We start from the raw sequence: 16,180 nt of genomic DNA, 5'->3' as shown, positions 1-16,180 counted from the left end.
GGGATCACGCCCGCAGGGTCATGGTGCGGAACTGCTGGTTGCGCAGCGGGAACGTCATCATGACCATGAGCGCACCGCCGAACACGACGAACGGCACCCAGGTCGCAGTGAAGGATGCCAGCGCACCGAACGCGGCCATCGCGAGTGGCATCAGGACGTCGTCCCCAAGACGGGTGATCGAGCTCATCCGGCCCAGGTATGCGGTGTCGATCGTCGCGGCGAACGTCGCGCCCAGCAGTACGGATGCGAAGCCAGCGGTCAGCCCGACCACGAAACAGCCCGCGCCGGCGAGCCACGCGGGCCCGACGCCGATCAGTACGATTCCCACGCCCTGCACCACGAGCGCCCAGAACCCTCCGAGCGCTTCGTGTTTTGGACGCCATCGCGCAACGGAGATCGCGCCGAGTGCGGCACCCAAGCCGATCAGGGCTTCAAAGAGTCCGACGGCGCTCGCACCCCAGCCCTCGTCGAATGCGCGCAGGGCGATGCCGATTCCGACGGCGGGACCGACCGCAAGGTTCAGCCCTGAAAGCGCGATCACGAGTGTGCGTGTGGTCGGGGCATCCTTCATATGAGTGAATCCGTGCAGGATGCCACGAAGCGCCGACTCCCGCTCGGCTCGGGGGAGTGCGAATCGCGGGCGCAACCAGATTGCGATGAACGCGATGACGAAGGTGAACGTCAGCGCGTTGATCGACGCGCTTCCGCTGAGCCCCGCGTAGGCGACGAGGAACCCGCCGAACGCTGCTCCGCCCATCGTGCCCAACCGGGTTGCCGTCTGCATCACGGCGCTGTACGAAGGCAGGTCTGAGGTGCGCACCAATTGCCGGCCGATCGTGGCAGCCGACGGTTCATAGAATGCGTCGCATGCGCCGAATGCGATCGCCGCGAGCATGAGTACCAGCACCGACGGTGGGGATGCCAGTACCCACAGTGCGACGAAAATCAGCACGCCGACGCGCAGGGCGTTGAACAGCATCATCACGTGGCGGGCATTCGCGCGGTCAGCGAGCACGCCGCCGAACAACAGGATGACGGCGCGGGGGAGCGTTCCGGCGGCGACGATGAGCCCGGCGAGCGCGGGGGACGTGATCTGCACGGCAGTCCAGGCGAGCGCGATCGACCAGATCGCGTCACCGGCATCCGAGAGCGCCTTGACGGCGATCCAGGCGTGCACGGCCGTGTCGCGCGAGAACCGCGGTGGCTCGCGCAGCAGCGTGGGTTCGAGAGCACTCATGGTTTCGTGGGGAATCCGTGGGTGAACACGAAGACCGGTTGGCGCGCGGTGCCGTCTGAGGCGTCGATCTCGTCGCGCCAGAGATCCAGCGTTTCGCCCAGCTTCTCTGACAGCCTGGCGAGCTCTTCGGGTGTCGCCCAGGTGAGTGTGTCGGTACTGAACGCAGCACGACTCCACTCTTTCGCAGGAGCAGCATTACGGCGCCAAGCCTGCAGCCGTGCCAGCTGAGTATTGATGTTGACGCGTTCCGCACCGCGGGCGAGCATCGCGTCGGCGGGTGAGTCGGCGAAGTCGTCGACCGACCAGCTGAAGCCGCGTCGCGTCGGCTGCCACCAGCTCGTACGTCGATCTCCCGTCGGGTCGTCCGCTCGCTCGATGATGCCGGCGCGTTCCAGCATCCGCAGATGATGGCTGATACTGCCTACCTGCTGATCGAGGGCGCGAGCCAGCGTCGTGACCTGGCTCGCGCCGTACAGCCCGAGATAGTCGACGATCCTCCTGCGCACCGGATGGTGGACAGCGGTGATCGCTTCGATCTCTTCCATGCCATCCACGCTAAATCCGGATGGTCAGTTACACAAGACTTCTTGTATACCCCGGAAAATCAGGAAAACTCAGGCTGTGAAGAGCGCCGGCGGTGGCGGCGGCGGATCAGCCAAACGATGATCACAACGGCGCCGGCGATCACGATCCAGGGGAGGAGGAACCCGACAGAGATCACCAGCGCGTTCAGCGACACGATGAACCCGTTCCATCCCGCGAGCAAACCGTCGAGGAAAGCATTTGGTTCGGGTGCGCTTGCCGAAGTCTGCTTCGTGAGTTCGACCTGCAGCGACGACATCGCGACCTGGTCCTCGAGAGATGCCAGCTGCTGCGTGTACGACTCCAGCTGTCCCTGGCGATCGGTCAGGGCGACCTCCGCCTCAATGAGCTCGGAGACGCTGCCTGTTTGCGACATCAGCTCTGTGAGCCGGTTCACCGATGCCTGCGTGGCCGCCAGGCGGGCTCGCAGATCGATCGCGGTCGATGTGACGTCCTGCTGAGAGACCGACGACGACAGCACATCGCCGAGGTCACCCAACGAATCGATCACGGTTGTCAGATCTGCGGATGGTACTCGGATGCCGATCCACCCGTATCCCGATCGCGGCTGTTCCGGCATGCTCGTGTCGGAGCTCAGGGGATCGGCGCTGATGTCAGTGCTCTCGACATAGCCGCCTTTCTCTTCTGCAATCGCGGTCACCGCATCTACGGCCGTGTCGATATCGTCGACCCGAACCGTTGCCTGCGCATTGGCAATGATCTCGCGGGCGATGCTGTCGGAAGTGGCACCGGTGATGGCGTCCGTGACGACGTTGGAGGTAGCAGACTCGGCAGAGCTCAACGCGCTTTCCTGCGTGATCTCGGCGACCTGCGTGGACGGCGCACGATCGGCGACCGAGGAGTCGCCGCGACCCGAACCCGCGGTCGTGCTGATGTCCAGCAGCGGTGGTGTGATGAGCACGCCAGTGACGAAGGCGGCTGCAACTCCTATACCTGTCAGCCAACCACGACGGCGTTTCTTGCGCCGGGCTGATGCGCTTGTTGTCGCGGTCGCTGTGCGGTCTTGGCCGATCTCTGCGAACACTGCGTGCTCGATGCGATCGATGCTCTGCTGCGAAAACTCGGGCAACGTGTCTGTGGGTGTCTGATCGTTCATGCGTCTCTCACTTCCTCCATAGCGCCTCGCAATTGCGTGCGCACCCGCGAGAGACGATTGCGAACCACAGCATGACTGACTGCGAGCTCTTCGGCCGCGGCCTGATACGCGTACCCTTCGGTGGCGCAGAGCCGGAAGATCTCCTGATCCAACTCGCTCAGCGTGCCGATCTCCTCAGCGATCCTGTCGGCAAGCGCGGCCGTGATCACCTGGTCCTCGACGTTCACCGTGTCGGCGAGCATCTCGTCTGCCGCATCGGTCGTGTGGGCTTGATCGCGCCGACGCGCACGAAACCGATTCGCCGCTTGGAAGCGGCAGATGGTCGCCAGCCACGGCAGGATTGATTCGCCGACCAGGTCAAGGCCCGGAAGTTTGCGCCAGGCGACGACGAACGTCTCCTGAACCACGTCCTCGGCATCCGCGGGCGAGTTCAGGATGCCGTGCGCGATCCAATAGACCGGACGAACGTACGCGCGGTATAGAGCGCGGAAAGCGCTCTCATCGCCTGCCGCTGCGCGCGCCGCCAGATTCTGGTCTTCAGATCGTTCAGGCATCCAGTTCCCTTCACTGTCTCTCATCTTGGAGTGTCAGAGGATGTCCCATCGTCTCAGATCAATTTCATCCGGTAATATCGATCCAGCGAGAGGGAGTATCCCACTTCTCCGCGTTCGTCATCACGAGCACCAACACTGTTGCTCCGGACGCGGGCCGCGCGTATTGTGCGGGGGAGAGACTTTCGGCCCTTTTTCCGACCTCTCGAAAGGTGCTGAGCACCCTTGAATATCCCTGTCTGGTTTGAGATCACCGCATTGGCGATCTTGGTCGCCATTCTCATCGGCGACCTATTGCTGGTTCGTATGCGACCCCACATCCCCTCGACGAAAGAATCCAGTCTCTGGGTCGCCTTCTACGTCGGGCTCGCTCTGATCTTCGCCGTTCTGCTCTATTTCATCGCGGGTGGTCAGTTCGCTGGCGAGTTCCTCACCGGCTGGGCGCTCGAGTACAGCCTGTCGATCGACAACCTCTTCGTATTCGTACTGATCATGGCCCAGTTCTCGGTCCCGAGGCGTCTGCAACAGCAGGTGCTGATGGTCGGCATCCTCATCGCAATTGTCCTGCGCGGTATCTTCATCGTCGCGGGCGTCGCGATCATCGAGAACTTCTCGCCGATCTTCTATCTGTTCGGTGCCTTCCTCATCTGGACTGCGATCCGCCAGGCCATGCCAGAGGGCGACCACGAGGGCGAAGCCAAGCGTGAGAACTTCATCGTTCGTCTGCTGCGACGCCGCATCGACATCAGCGATGAGTATGACGATGGCAAGCTCCGCACGGTCGTGGGAGGCAAGCGCATGTGGACCCCGATGATCATCGTGTTCGTGGCTATCGGCGTGACCGACCTGATGTTCGCGATCGACTCGATCCCCGCGATCTTCAGCATCACGCAGAACACCTTCCTCGTGTTCACGGCGAACATCTTCGCTCTGATGGGTCTGCGCCAGCTTTACTTCCTGCTCGGGGATCTGCTCGATCGCCTGCGCTACCTGCACTACGGCATCGCGGTCATCCTCGGCTTCATCGGCGTCAAGCTGATCCTGCACGCAATGCATGTGAACGAGCTGCCCTTCGTCAACGGTGGACAGAGCATCGAATGGGCACCAGACATCCCGATCTGGCTGTCGCTGACGGTCATCGTCGCCGCGATGGGTATTGCCACCATCGCCAGCCTGATCGCATCGTCCAGAGATCGACGTCGGGCACCTGAGCAGCTGCATCCTGGGCCGCCCACACACTGAGCGTCATGGGCTGACCACCCGCCGCGCCGGTGTAAACTGACCGACATGCGGCGGGTGGTTCTTCTTCTTAGCGGCCGCGACGAGACCTCGATCTAGGCCTTCTCGTCGCGGCGTTCAGTGTGTGGCCGAACCACCGACATCTGGAGATATCGACATGACCTCAGCTGACACTTCTGTTTCTTCGAACAGTCCCCGCACGCTCGCCGAGAAGGTCTGGGATGACCACCTCGTCGTCAAGGGCGAAAACGGTGAGCCGGACCTCATCTACATCGACCTGCACCTGGTGCACGAGGTGACGAGCCCGCAGGCCTTCGACGGTCTGCGATCAGAGGGACGACCGCTGCGCCGCGTCGACCTCACGATTGCCACTGAGGATCACAACACCCCGACACTCGAGATCGACAAGCCCATCGCCGATCTCACCAGCCGCACACAGATCGAGACACTGCGTCGCAACGCCGCAGAGTTCGGGGTGCGCATCCACTCACTTGGTGACGCCGAGCAGGGAATCGTTCACGTGGTCGGCCCGCAGCTGGGCCTCACGATGCCGGGCATCACCGTCGTGTGCGGTGATTCGCACACCTCCACCCACGGCGCTTTCGGTGCCATGGCGTTCGGTATCGGCACCAGCGAGGTCGAGCACGTGATGGCGACCCAGACGTTGCCGTTGACTCCGTTCAAGACGATGGCAATCACCGTCGATGGTGATCTCAAGCCCGGGGTCAGTGCGAAGGACATCATCCTCGCCGTGATCGCGAAGATCGGAACCGGTGGCGGTCAGGGCTACGTGCTCGAATTCCGCGGCAGCGCCATCCGCGCTCTCTCCATGGAGGGACGCATGACGATCTGCAACATGTCGATCGAGGCCGGCGCGCGCGCCGGCATGGTGGCGCCCGACGAGACTACTTTCGCGTACCTCAAGGGTCGTGCGCACGCCCCTGAAGGGCAGGACTGGGACGATGCGGTCGCTTACTGGCAGACGCTCCCCACTGACGATGGCGCGAGTTTCGATGCCGAGGTGTTCCTCGATGCGAATGAGCTCGAGCCGTTCGTGACCTGGGGCACCAACCCCGGTCAGGGCAGCTCGCTTTCCGCGTCTGTACCCAACCCCGCCGATATCGCCGACGCCAACGAGCGCGCGGCAGCGGAGCGCGCGCTGGAGTACATGGATCTCACACCGGGTACGCCGCTGAAGGAAGTACCAGTGGATGCCGTATTCATGGGCTCCTGCACGAACAGCCGTATCGAGGACCTGCGGGCATTCGCATCGGTCATCAAGGGTCGGAAAAAGGCCGAAGGCGTGCGGGTCATGGTCGTACCAGGCTCGGCTCGCGTGCGCTTGGAAGCCGAGGCTGAAGGCATCGACCAGGTCGTCAAAGACTTCGGCGCCGAGTGGCGATTTGCCGGATGCTCGATGTGTCTGGGTATGAACCCAGATCAACTGGCACCGGGCGAGCGTTGCGCCTCCACATCGAACCGCAACTTCGAAGGACGTCAGGGTAAGGGCGGACGCACTCACCTCGTCTCCCCGCTGGTCGCAGCTGCCACAGCAGTGCGTGGCACGCTGTCCAGCCCGAGCGATCTCGACGCCGCACTCGAACTGGTAGGAGCCTGACCATGGAGAAGTTCGCCACCCACACGGGTATCGCCGCTCCGATGAAGCGCTCGAACGTTGACACCGACCAGATCATCCCCGCGGTGTTCCTCAAGCGCGTCACCAAAACCGGATTTGAGGATGCGCTCTTCTACTCCTGGCGCCAAGACCCGGAATTCGTGCTCAATCAGGAGCCATTCCAGGGCGCGTCAGTGCTAGTCGCCGGCGCCGATTTCGGCACCGGGTCGAGCCGTGAGCACGCCGTCTGGGCGCTGCGCGATTTCGGCTTCCACGTCGTGCTCTGCACTCGTTTCGGAGACATCTTCCGAGGAAATGCGGGCAAGCAGGGACTGCTTGCTGCGACTATTTCTGAAGAAGACCTTGAGCGCATTTGGGCCGAGATCGACGCCAATCCCGGTACTTCCATCACGGTCGACCTCGAGGCACGCACCGCCACGATTGGCGACTTCCAGGCCGAGATCGGCATCGACGATTACACTAGATGGCGGCTCCTCGAAGGGCTCGATGACATCGGGCTCACACTTCGCAACGAAGACAAGATCGCGCAGTTCGAGGCCCGTCGCGAATCGTGGCGGCCACGTACGCTGCCAGTCCGCTGAGACTGAGCAGACCGTGAGCCTGGGGCAACCGCCCCAGCGGCTGATGCCGCAACCGTGAATTTGAAGTGAGGCCCATCGAATGACGACAACCGTGCGCGCTGAACTTCAGAATGGAGCTGCTGCTTTGACCGGAGATGTACTGGCGATTCGAGGCGGCCGAGCGCTGCGCGGCCGTGTGGATGTGACCGGTGCGAAGAACCTCGCTACCAAAGCGATGGTTGCTGCTCTCCTCGGTGAAGACGCGAGCATCCTGCGCGATGTTCCGAAGCTCAGTGATGTTGCCGTGGTGCGTTCTCTGCTCGAGGTTCACGGCGTGCGCGTGAGCGAGGGTGACGAACCTGGCTCACTGCACCTCGATCCCAGCGACGTCGAGTCGGCACACATTGAAGAGATCGACGCACACGCCGGCGCATCTCGCATCCCGATCCTTTTCTGCGGCCCGCTCCTGCACCGGTTGGGTCAGGCGTTCATCCCCGACCTCGGCGGATGCCGCATCGGCGACCGCCCGATCGACTTCCACCTCGATGCACTCCGCAAGTTCGGTGCCGTCGTGGAGAAGCTGCCCAGCGGCATCCGTCTTTCGACCCAGGGCGGACGACTGCACGGTGCGAACATTCACCTCCCGTACCCGAGCGTCGGTGCCACAGAGCAGGTATTGCTGACGGCTGTGCGGGCAGAGGGCATCACGGAGTTGCGCAACGCGGCCATCGAGCCGGAGATCATGGATCTCATCGCCTTGCTGCAGAAGATGGGCGCGATCATCTCCTACGAACCCAACCGCGTCATCCTCATCGAGGGCGTGGAGAAGCTGCGCGGTTACGATCACCGTTCGATCTTCGATCGCAATGAGGCAGCGTCATGGGCGTCTGCGGCACTTGCCACCGACGGAGAGATCTTCGTCGGCGGTGCGAAGCAGCCAGAGATGCTGACCTTCCTCAACGTTTTCCGTAAGGCCGGCGGCTGGTTCGACATTCAGGAAGACGGCATCCTATTCCGACGCGATGGTGAGATCCGTCCTGTCGTGGTGGAGACCGACGTGCACCCCGGATTCATGACCGACTGGCAGCAGCCGCTGGTGGTCGCGCTTACCCAGGCGCACGGCCGTTCCATCGTGCACGAGACCGTGTACGAGAACCGGATGGGCTTCACGCAGGCGCTCGTGAAGATGGGCGCCGACATCGTCGTTCACCCGCACGGACTGCAGGATGGACCGCGACGCGTGCCGCGCCGCGAACTCGAGCAGGCTGCGGTCATCACCGGCCCGACACCGTTGCATGGAGCGGACATCGTGGTGCCTGACCTTCGCGGCGGCTACAGCCACGTCATCGCGGCTCTCACCGCACAGGGCGAGTCGCAGGTCTCCGGCGTCGACATCCTCAGCCGTGGCTACGAGAACTTCCTCGCCAAGCTGGATTCTCTCGGCGCCGACTTCGACGTCGTTCGGTGAGCCAGATGGGCTCCCGCTCATCTGAGAAGACCCGCCCGACACTGTTCTGGCCGCTCGCGGTGCTCGTGGTGCCAGTGGTCGGCTTCCTCGCAAAGATCGAAATTCAGGGCAAAGAGAAACTTCCGGCGAACGGCGCCTTTGTTCTGGCGCCGAACCACTACTCGGAGCTCGATCCTCTGATCGTCGCGGTGGCCGTATGGCGACTCGGGCGCGCCCCGCGGTTCATGGCCAAGGAGAGTCTGTTTCGTATTCCGGTCCTCGGTTGGCTCTTGAAGAAGACCGGGATGGTGCCGGTGGCGCGTGCGACGTCAGCGGCCGCCGCTAAGCAGACCATTGCGCAGTCGCGAGCGCTCGTGGAGAACAACCGCGGCGTTATCGTCTACCCCGAAGGAACACTGACCAGGGATCCGGAATTGTGGCCGATGCGTGGGAAGTCCGGTGCCGTGCGCCTGGCCTTCTCTGGTGACATTCCGCTGATCCCGATGGCGCAGTGGGGGACGCAAAAGATCATGGGTCGATACCAGAAGGGTCTGAGCCTGTGGCCGCCGCGCAAGCGCGTGCAGATTGTCATCGGTGACCCCGTCAATCTGGATGATTTGAGGGCACGTGCCGGTGAATCTGCGGCGCTGACCGAGGCAACGCATCGGACAATGAGCGCGATCACCGAATTGCTCGAGGGCCTGCGTGGCGAGAAGGCTCCCGCGACGCGCTGGAACCCCAACGATCACGGACAGAAGGAGACCGGACGCCTTGACTCGTAAGATTCCCGTGTCGGGCGGACCCCGTGTCACCGTCATCGGTGCGGGCAGTTGGGGAACCACCTTCGGCAAGATCCTCGCTGACGGCGGGGCACAGGTGACCATGTGGGCGCGTCGCCCAGAGCAGGCGCTGGAGATCGCGGAAGGTAAACGCAACTCCAAGTATCTGCCAGGCATCAACCTCCCGCGATCGATCACCGCCACACACGAACTCTCGACCGCTGTCGAAGGCGCCGAACAGATTTACCTGTCGGTGCCCAGCCAGTCGCTGCGGGAGAACCTCAAAGCGCTGCGCCCGCTGCTCGCTGACAGCGAGGCGCCACTCATCAGCCTGATGAAGGGCGTGGAGCGCTCCACTGGTTTGCGGATGAGCCAGGTCATCGAGCAGGAGATCGCCTGCGACCCGATGCGCATCGCTGTGGCATCGGGCCCGAACCTGGCGCTGGAGATCGCACGGGAGCAGCCGACTGCCGCAGTGATCGCGTCGCTCAGCCAGGAGACCGCGGAGATCGTCGCGCGAGCCGCCCGCAACTCCTACTTCCGCACTTTTGTGAACACCGATGTGATCGGCACCGAGTTCGGCGGAGTTCTCAAGAACCTCATCGCCGTGGCCATCGGCATCGTCGATGGTGTCGGCTACGGCGAGAACACCAAGGCGTCGATCATCACGAGGGGTCTGGTCGAGATGACCGACTTCGCCGTTGCCAACGGGGCGCAGCGCGAGACGTTGCAGGGACTTGCCGGTCTCGGTGACTTGATCGCCACCTGCCAGTCTCCACTCAGCCGAAACAACACGGCGGGACGCCTTCTCGGTCAGGGATACAGCTACCAGGACGTCGTGAAGCAGATGAACCAGACCGCTGAGGGTCTGGCATCCGTCGCTCCGATTCTCAAACTCGCGCACGAATCCGATGTGTATATGCCCATCGTTGAGCAGGTGAAGATGGTGCTCGACGGGAAGATGAACCCGCGCGACATCGCACCACACCTGACGACAGCAGACGACACTCCTCAGGAGGAGAGAACCAATCATGGACAAGCAGACGGTGGTGGTGCTCTTCGGAGGGCGTTCCAGCGAACATTCCATCAGTTCCGCAACGGCGGGCGGAGTGCTGCGGGCAATTGATCGCGATCGCTATGAGGTGATCCCCGTGGGGATCACCCGTACGGGTGCCTTCGTCTTGGAAGAAGACAACCCGGCGAAGTTCGCACTGGATGCCGCGAGACTGCCCGAGGTCGTCGACAACGGCACGCGCGTACTCTGGCCACAGCCTGACGGCGATCGCACGTTACGGGTGACTCAATCCGATGGATCAGTGGCCGAATACGGTGAGATCGACACCGTGCTGCCGCTGCTGCACGGGCTGCACGGTGAGGACGGCGCGATCCAGGGTTTCTTCGATGTCCTCGAGATTCCCTATGCCGGATGCGGCATTCTCGATTCGGCTATCTGTCTCGACAAACACTTCACGAAGCTGGCACTGTCTGCTGCCGGTATCGCCGTCGCGCCAGGTGTCACGATCCGCCGCGGTCAGTGGGAGTCAGATCCCGCCGGTGTTCGTGCTCAGATCGCATCGCTGGGTTCGGTGGTATTCGTCAAGCCTGCCAGTGCTGGATCGAGCGTCGGTGTGTCACGCGTCGTCGACGGCGAAGGCCTGGAAGAAGCGATGCGTATCGCCTTCGCAGAGGATGTGAAGGTCCTCGTCGAGTCGAAGATTGACGGCCGCGAGATCGAGGTCGGTGTGCTTGCCGGGCGTGATGGGGCACCGGCGCGTGCCTCGCTGCCGGGCGAGGTCGTGCTCACCTCACGCAGCTTCTATGACTTCGAGGGCAAGTACCTCGGCGGCGATGGTGTCGAGATCGTCTGCCCGGCAGAGGTGGACGACGAACTCATCGCGCGGCTGCGTGAGACGGCGCTTCGTGCGTTCGAAGCCGTCGACGCCAAGGGGCTCGCACGTGTTGACTTCTTCGTCACCCCTGGCGGCGATCTCATCGTCAACGAACTCAATACGATGCCGGGCTTCACACCGATTTCGATGTTCCCGAAGTGCTGGATCGCGTCGGGGATGAGTTACAGCGACCTGATCACCGAGCTGGTCGAGATTGGGCTCGGCCGCTGAGCGAACGCTCACTCCAGAAGAATTTGCGCATCCTCGTCGAGCTCATCAGGAGCTGTGCACTTACCGTCGGCGGGGATCGCGGTGATCGCGCCGACGAGAGCGCGAGAGCTGATCACATCATTCGAGCTGACCACGCCGGTGTCGATGCCTAACTGCACGGCCGGGTCGCGTCCGTAGGTCGTCAGACGCAGGAACGGCGTCTCGGATGCATCGACGAGCCAGTCGACGCCCTCCAGGGTCACGCACTGCAGTTCGCTTGTGGGAGCGGGCACCGTGACCCCGCAGCGCAGCAGAATCGCGGAGTCCTCACCCGGCACACCCCAGGCAGCGGTGGCCTGGGCATCGGTCCATCGTCGGTCCATGTCAGCCACGCTGCCTGCGTTGTTCAGCCCCACCGACACCTCGGCGCACAGCGGGTTGTTTGCATCGGCGGCCGGCTCAAGATGCACGGTGGTCGAGCATCCGCTGAGCAGAGCCGTGCCGAGCAGAATAGCGGCGACTGTGGCAACGCGACGAGACATGATTCCAGGCTACCTTTGACAGCATGCCTTCCCGTTCAGCTGACGACGACCCGCGCCTGGGTGACGTCTCCGAAGGCACGATTCTGCGTGCCATCCTCGCCCGCACCGCGCCGGCTACCCACACGATCATCGGACCCGGTGACGATGCAGCGGTAATTGCCACACCGTCCGGCTCCGTTGTTGCGACCACCGACACTCTCGTGCACGGGCCGGACTTCCGCTTGGCCTGGTCGAGTGGATACGACCTGGGCTGGAAGTCCGCTGCGGTGAACCTCGCAGACGTGGCAGCGATGGGCGCGCGTCCGACGGCGTTGCTGGTGGCACTTGCCGTACCTCGTGATCTCCGGCTCTCGTTCGTCGAGCAGATGACCGACGGCCTGCGCGCCGCGTGTGAGGCTCTCGCTCCCGGCTGCGCAGTGGTCGGTGGTGACCTGACGGTCTCCGACGTGCTCACGGTCGCTGTCACCGCGCTGGGTGACCTGGAGGGGCGGGATGCTGTCACTCGATCAGGGGCGAGGCTGGGAGATGTCGTCGCGATCGCTGGCGAACTTGGCCATGCCGCTCACGGGCTCGCCGTCCTGTTCGGTCGCTTCCGCGACGGCGACACACCCGTCCCGATCGACTCGTCCGCGCTGGAGTCGGGGGAGCGCGCTGCGCTGGACGCGCAGTTGCGGCCCGCGCCGCCGATCGGACTCGGGGTGATGGCGGCAGTGGCGGGTGCCACGGCCATGATGGACGTGTCCGATGGGCTGGCTCTCGATGCCGGACGACTCGCCGCGGCATCCGGGGTCACGCTCGATCTGGCCCGCGCTGCGCTCGGTGCGAATTCCGAGCGTGCTCTGGCAGGCGGTGAAGATCACGCGTTGCTGGCGACGTTCCCGCCCAGCGTGCTGCCGCCCGGCTTCCGCATCATCGGTGAAGTACTGGAGCAGGGCGCTGAAAGCGTGCTGTGCGACGGTGAGCCGGTGGACGCTGCTGGCTGGGATCCCTACCGCGACTGGGACTCGACGACGGGCTGAGCCCACCACACTGCCGTGTCGCCGTACGTCTTCTCACGGAAGACTTCGAGTCCGGCGGCCGCGACATCTGGCGGAGTCGAGCGGCTCGCGCGCTCGATCACGACGACGGCGTCCTCGGAAAGCAAGGGCGCGAGCGCGACCAGATCGGCCGTCATCGCCGCATCGTCCAGATCGTAGGGTGGATCAGTGAAGACCAGATCGTAGGTTCCGGTGTCGCGCTTCAGGAACGTGAGCACGGCGCTCTCATGCACGCCGGCGGAGGCGACGTTGAGGGCCTTTGCGACGGTGGCCGCATTGCGACGCACGATCGCAGCCGCGGGGCGTGAACGCTCCACGAGATCCACACTGGACGCGCCACGGCTGAGGGCTTCGAGTCCCAGCGCGCCGGATCCGGCGTACAGGTCGAGAACCCGAGCATCGACGATGGCATCCGCAGACTCCAACGCGCCGAAGAGCGATTCACGTACCCGATCGCTGGTGGGGCGGGTGCCGCTTGCCGGTACCTCAAGGCGGAGCCCTCGTGCCTCTCCGGCAATGATTCTCGTCATCCGTTCAGCCTAGGACTGTCTGCGACATTCTCTAGACTTCAGGCATGGTCTTCTCCCTCGACACGAGCTTGCCCGATGCCATCGGCCCGGCAGCGGCGAAGAAGGTTGAGCGTGCGTTCGGCATGACGACCGTCGGGGAGATGCTCGCCCACTATCCACGGCGTTACGCGGATCCCGCAGAGTTGACCCCCATCCGCGATCTTCCGGTCGGAGAGACCGTGACCATCGTCGCCGAGGTGCTTTCGTCTTCGGCGCGCACCATGCGCAACCGAACGGGTGCCATGACCGACGTGATCATCGGTGACGAGCACGGGCGTGTCTCGTTGACGTTTTTTGCGAAGAACCTCGCCCAGGCCCAGTGGCGGGCGAACGAGATGCGTCCTGGTCGTCGAGGTGTCTTCTCCGGCAAAGTCGGGATGTACAACGACACGACACAGTTCGCCCATCCACAGGTCGAGCTCTTCGATGATGAAGAGAGCGCACAGGCCCGTGCCGACGATCGTGCACACCGACCGATCCCGATCTATCCGGCCACCTCTGCCGTATCCAGCCAGCAGTTTCGCGAACTCGCGGAGAAGGTGCTGTCGCAGTTGGGCGAAGTGCCAGACCCGCTGCCGGAGGAGATCCGGGTGCGGGAGGGGCTTTTGGGTGCTCGCACCGGACTCATCCAGCTTCATCGACCGCAGACGCTCAACGAGGTTGATCCTGCGGTGCGCACTCTTCGGATGCACGAGGCGCTGGTGCTGCAGACAGCCCTGCTGCAGCAGCGTGCCGCAGTACGCGCCCTGAGCGCCACAGAGCGGCCCGCGAGCGCTGGTGGCCTGCTGGAGCGCTTCGACGCCGCGATGCCGTACACGCTCACCCCGGACCAGCAGACAGTCGGTGATCAGATCGCCGCCGATCTCACCGGTGCGTGGCCGATGAACCGCCTCGTACAGGGCGAGGTCGGCTCGGGAAAGACCCTTGTCGCGCTCCGTGCGATGCTGCAGGTCGCAGAATCCGGAGGACAGGCCGCGTTGATTGCGCCGACCGAGGTGCTCGCCTCGCAGCATCTGCGCTCCATTACGCGGATGCTGGGCCCTGATCTGGCACCGTTGGTGATGCCGACGCTGCTCACGGGGCAGATGTCGGCACCTGAGCGACGCAAGGCGGCCCTGCGAGTCGCCTCCGGCCAGTCGTTGATCGTCGTCGGCACGCACGCGCTGCTGGGGGAGAAGACGACGTTCGCCGATCTCGGACTCGTCGTCGTCGATGAGCAGCATCGCTTCGGTGTCGAACAGCGCGAAGCACTCAGGGCAAGGGGGTCAAGCCCACACGCGCTTGTGCTTACGGCCACGCCGATCCCGCGCACCGTGGCGATGACGGTGTTTGGCGATCTAGACACCTCGGTGATCCGCACGATGCCGGCAGGACGCGCGGGTATCGAGACGTTCGTCGCGCCACTCGCGGAGCGTCCGGACTGGTTCCGGCGGGTCTGGGACCGCGCTGCGGAAGAGGTCGCGCTGGGCAGGCAGGTATTTGCCGTGTGTGCCGCGATCGATACGACCAAGAAGAGCTCTGGGGAAGAAGACGCGACTGCTCTGATGCCTTCAGAAGAAGGCGCTACCGGACCTCATTGGGGTGTCGTGCAGCTCGACGCTGTTCTGGCTACGCATCCGACGGTCGGCGCGCTCCGACGCGCAGTGCTGCACGGCAAGATGCCGGCAGACCAGAAGGATTCGGTGATGCAGGCCTTCGCACGCGGGGAAATCGATGTGCTGATCGCCACGACCGTGATCGAGGTCGGCGTCGATGTGCCGAACGCCTCGACCATGATCGTGCTCGATGCCGACCGGTTCGGCGTCTCCCAGCTGCATCAGTTGCGCGGCCGAGTCGGACGCGGCGAGGTTCCGGGCCTCTGCCTCCTCGTGACCGAGGCAGAAGAAGGATCATTGGCGCGTGAGCGTGTGGAAGCGGTTGCCTCGACTCTGGACGGGTTCGCTCTGGCCGAAGTCGATCTAGAACTGCGCGGCGAGGGTGACGTGCTGGGCTCGACACAGTCTGGTGTGCGCTCGTCGTTGAAGCTCCTGCGTGTCGTGAAAGACTCCAAGCTCATCGCCAGGGCTCGCGAGCTTGCGGAGGACATCCTGGTCACCGATCCGCAGCTCACCTCGCACGAGGGGCTGCGGGAGGTCATCGAACGTCGCGTAAGCGAAGACGATCGGGCCGCGCTCGCGAAAAACTAGCGTCCCGACGTGCAATAGGCTGAAGCCATGAGCAGCCGGATCGCCGTTGTCCCGGGTTCTTTTGACCCACCCACCCTTGGTCACCTCGACGTGATTCGTCGAGCTGCGAAGCTTTACGATGAACTGCACGTGCTGGTGGTGCACAACCCCGGCAAACAAGCGATGCTCCCGATCGCTCAGCGGCTGTCGCTACTGGAGCAGTCCATCGCCGAGGACGGTATGGGCGGGGCAAACATCGTCGTTGGCTCGTGGAGCATGGGCCTGCTGGTGGACTACGCCCGCGATGTCGACGCCGGCGTTCTGATCAAGGGCATCCGTTCTCAGATTGATGTCGCGTACGAATCGCCGATGGCGATTGTGAACCGACACCTTGCGGATATCGAGACGGTCTTCCTTCTGCCGGACCCCTCGCACGCGATGGTGTCGAGTTCGCTCGTGCGCCAGGTCGCCGCCCTCGGAGGTGACGTGACACCGTTCGTGCCGCGCGCCGTTGCCGCGTTCCTCGATACTGGAGCGCGGGGGCTCTGAGCGAAGCCTGGCTGTGCGCTGGCTGAGCAAATTTGACCCGCACTCAGCATCCGCCGGTAGCATGAAGTGGT

General features: G+C 63.8%; 16 protein-coding genes. 10 read left to right on the top strand and 6 right to left on the bottom strand.

Translation table 11 applies throughout. The features are described 5' to 3' along the window. Window positions 1-4: 4 nt before the first annotated feature. Genes ACSU04_RS03060 through ACSU04_RS03045 form a run of 4 tightly spaced genes read right to left on the bottom strand, consistent with a single transcriptional unit; the run spans window position 5 to window position 3,490 of the window. Window positions 5-1,237 carry an MFS transporter gene (locus ACSU04_RS03060; RefSeq protein WP_439288397.1) on the bottom strand — a complete coding sequence of 411 codons (1,233 nt, stop codon included), beginning with the start codon at window positions 1,235-1,237 and terminating at the stop codon, window positions 5-7. Next, the gene (locus ACSU04_RS03055) at window positions 1,234-1,782 is read right to left on the bottom strand and encodes an ArsR/SmtB family transcription factor (protein ID WP_439288396.1); all 549 of its coding nucleotides are present in this window, start codon (window positions 1,780-1,782) and stop codon (window positions 1,234-1,236) included. Before ACSU04_RS03055 ends, ACSU04_RS03060 begins: the two co-directional genes overlap by 4 nt. A gap of 59 nt (window positions 1,783-1,841) precedes the next feature. After that, window positions 1,842-2,936, bottom strand: coding sequence for a DUF4349 domain-containing protein (locus ACSU04_RS03050; protein WP_439288395.1), 1,095 nt, complete (start codon window positions 2,934-2,936; stop codon window positions 1,842-1,844). Further along, a complete protein-coding gene (locus ACSU04_RS03045; RefSeq protein WP_439278345.1) occupies window positions 2,933-3,490 on the bottom strand; it encodes an RNA polymerase sigma factor in 558 nt (185 codons plus the stop codon). The genes ACSU04_RS03050 and ACSU04_RS03045 overlap by 4 nt, the downstream gene beginning before the upstream one ends. A 222-nt stretch (window positions 3,491-3,712) precedes the next feature. Between ACSU04_RS03045 and ACSU04_RS03040 the strand changes: the two genes are divergently transcribed. The 7 genes from ACSU04_RS03040 to ACSU04_RS03010 all read left to right on the top strand — a co-directional run bounded on the left by ACSU04_RS03040 (window position 3,713) and on the right by ACSU04_RS03010 (window position 11,268). Further along, window positions 3,713-4,729 (top strand): TerC family protein, encoded by a 1,017-nt coding sequence (locus ACSU04_RS03040; RefSeq protein WP_439278344.1) that lies wholly within the window; start codon window positions 3,713-3,715, stop codon window positions 4,727-4,729. Window positions 4,730-4,883: 154 nt separating this feature from the next. Next, window positions 4,884-6,344, top strand: a complete 1,461-nt coding sequence (leuC, locus tag ACSU04_RS03035; protein WP_439278343.1) for a 3-isopropylmalate dehydratase large subunit — start codon at window positions 4,884-4,886, stop codon at window positions 6,342-6,344. A gap of 2 nt (window positions 6,345-6,346) precedes the next feature. Continuing rightward, window positions 6,347-6,943, top strand: a complete 597-nt coding sequence (gene leuD / locus ACSU04_RS03030; protein WP_439288394.1) for a 3-isopropylmalate dehydratase small subunit — start codon at window positions 6,347-6,349, stop codon at window positions 6,941-6,943. 79 nt (window positions 6,944-7,022) lie between these two features. After that, entirely contained in the window at window positions 7,023-8,390 is a 1,368-nt protein-coding gene (gene murA, locus ACSU04_RS03025; RefSeq protein ID WP_439278341.1) for a UDP-N-acetylglucosamine 1-carboxyvinyltransferase, read from the top strand. Window positions 8,391-8,395: 5 nt separating this feature from the next. Then, window positions 8,396-9,151: a lysophospholipid acyltransferase family protein gene (locus tag ACSU04_RS03020; RefSeq protein WP_439278340.1), complete on the top strand. Its 756-nt coding sequence runs from the start codon at window positions 8,396-8,398 to the stop codon at window positions 9,149-9,151. Then, window positions 9,141-10,274 carry an NAD(P)H-dependent glycerol-3-phosphate dehydrogenase gene (locus ACSU04_RS03015; protein ID WP_439278339.1) on the top strand — a complete coding sequence of 378 codons (1,134 nt, stop codon included), beginning with the start codon at window positions 9,141-9,143 and terminating at the stop codon, window positions 10,272-10,274. The genes ACSU04_RS03020 and ACSU04_RS03015 overlap by 11 nt, the downstream gene beginning before the upstream one ends. Then, complete coding sequence (locus ACSU04_RS03010; protein ID WP_439288393.1) at window positions 10,180-11,268, top strand: D-alanine--D-alanine ligase family protein; 1,089 nt, start codon at window positions 10,180-10,182, stop codon at window positions 11,266-11,268. The genes ACSU04_RS03015 and ACSU04_RS03010 overlap by 95 nt, the downstream gene beginning before the upstream one ends. Window positions 11,269-11,276: 8 nt before the next feature. On the opposite strand, the gene ACSU04_RS03005 is transcribed toward ACSU04_RS03010, so the two are convergent. Next, a complete protein-coding gene (locus ACSU04_RS03005; RefSeq protein ID WP_439278337.1) occupies window positions 11,277-11,789 on the bottom strand; it encodes a DUF3515 family protein in 513 nt (170 codons plus the stop codon). A gap of 23 nt (window positions 11,790-11,812) precedes the next feature. Between ACSU04_RS03005 and thiL the strand changes: the two genes are divergently transcribed. Beyond that, window positions 11,813-12,808 carry a thiamine-phosphate kinase gene (gene thiL / locus ACSU04_RS03000; protein WP_439288392.1) on the top strand — a complete coding sequence of 332 codons (996 nt, stop codon included), beginning with the start codon at window positions 11,813-11,815 and terminating at the stop codon, window positions 12,806-12,808. Here the strand turns inward: thiL and rsmD are convergent. Next, on the bottom strand, window positions 12,778-13,356 hold the full coding sequence (gene rsmD / locus ACSU04_RS02995) for a 16S rRNA (guanine(966)-N(2))-methyltransferase RsmD (protein WP_439288391.1): 579 nt from the start codon (window positions 13,354-13,356) through the stop codon (window positions 12,778-12,780). The genes thiL and rsmD overlap by 31 nt on opposite strands. Window positions 13,357-13,400: 44 nt before the next feature. Here rsmD and ACSU04_RS02990 point away from each other — a divergent pair, with 44 nt between their 5' ends. Together ACSU04_RS02990 and coaD are read left to right on the top strand one after the other, a co-directional pair. Next, window positions 13,401-15,581 (top strand): ATP-dependent DNA helicase RecG, encoded by a 2,181-nt coding sequence (locus ACSU04_RS02990; RefSeq protein WP_439288390.1) that lies wholly within the window; start codon window positions 13,401-13,403, stop codon window positions 15,579-15,581. 27 nt (window positions 15,582-15,608) lie between these two features. Further along, window positions 15,609-16,109: a pantetheine-phosphate adenylyltransferase gene (gene coaD, locus ACSU04_RS02985; protein ID WP_439278333.1), complete on the top strand. Its 501-nt coding sequence runs from the start codon at window positions 15,609-15,611 to the stop codon at window positions 16,107-16,109. Window positions 16,110-16,180 lie beyond the last annotated feature (71 nt).

Source organism: Microbacterium sp. A84 (assembly GCF_051842815.1).
In the GTDB taxonomy this organism is placed as follows: domain Bacteria; phylum Actinomycetota; class Actinomycetes; order Actinomycetales; family Microbacteriaceae; genus Microbacterium.
The sequence above is the reverse complement of the archived record's forward strand: the minus strand, read 5'-3'. Positions and strand labels throughout refer to the sequence as shown.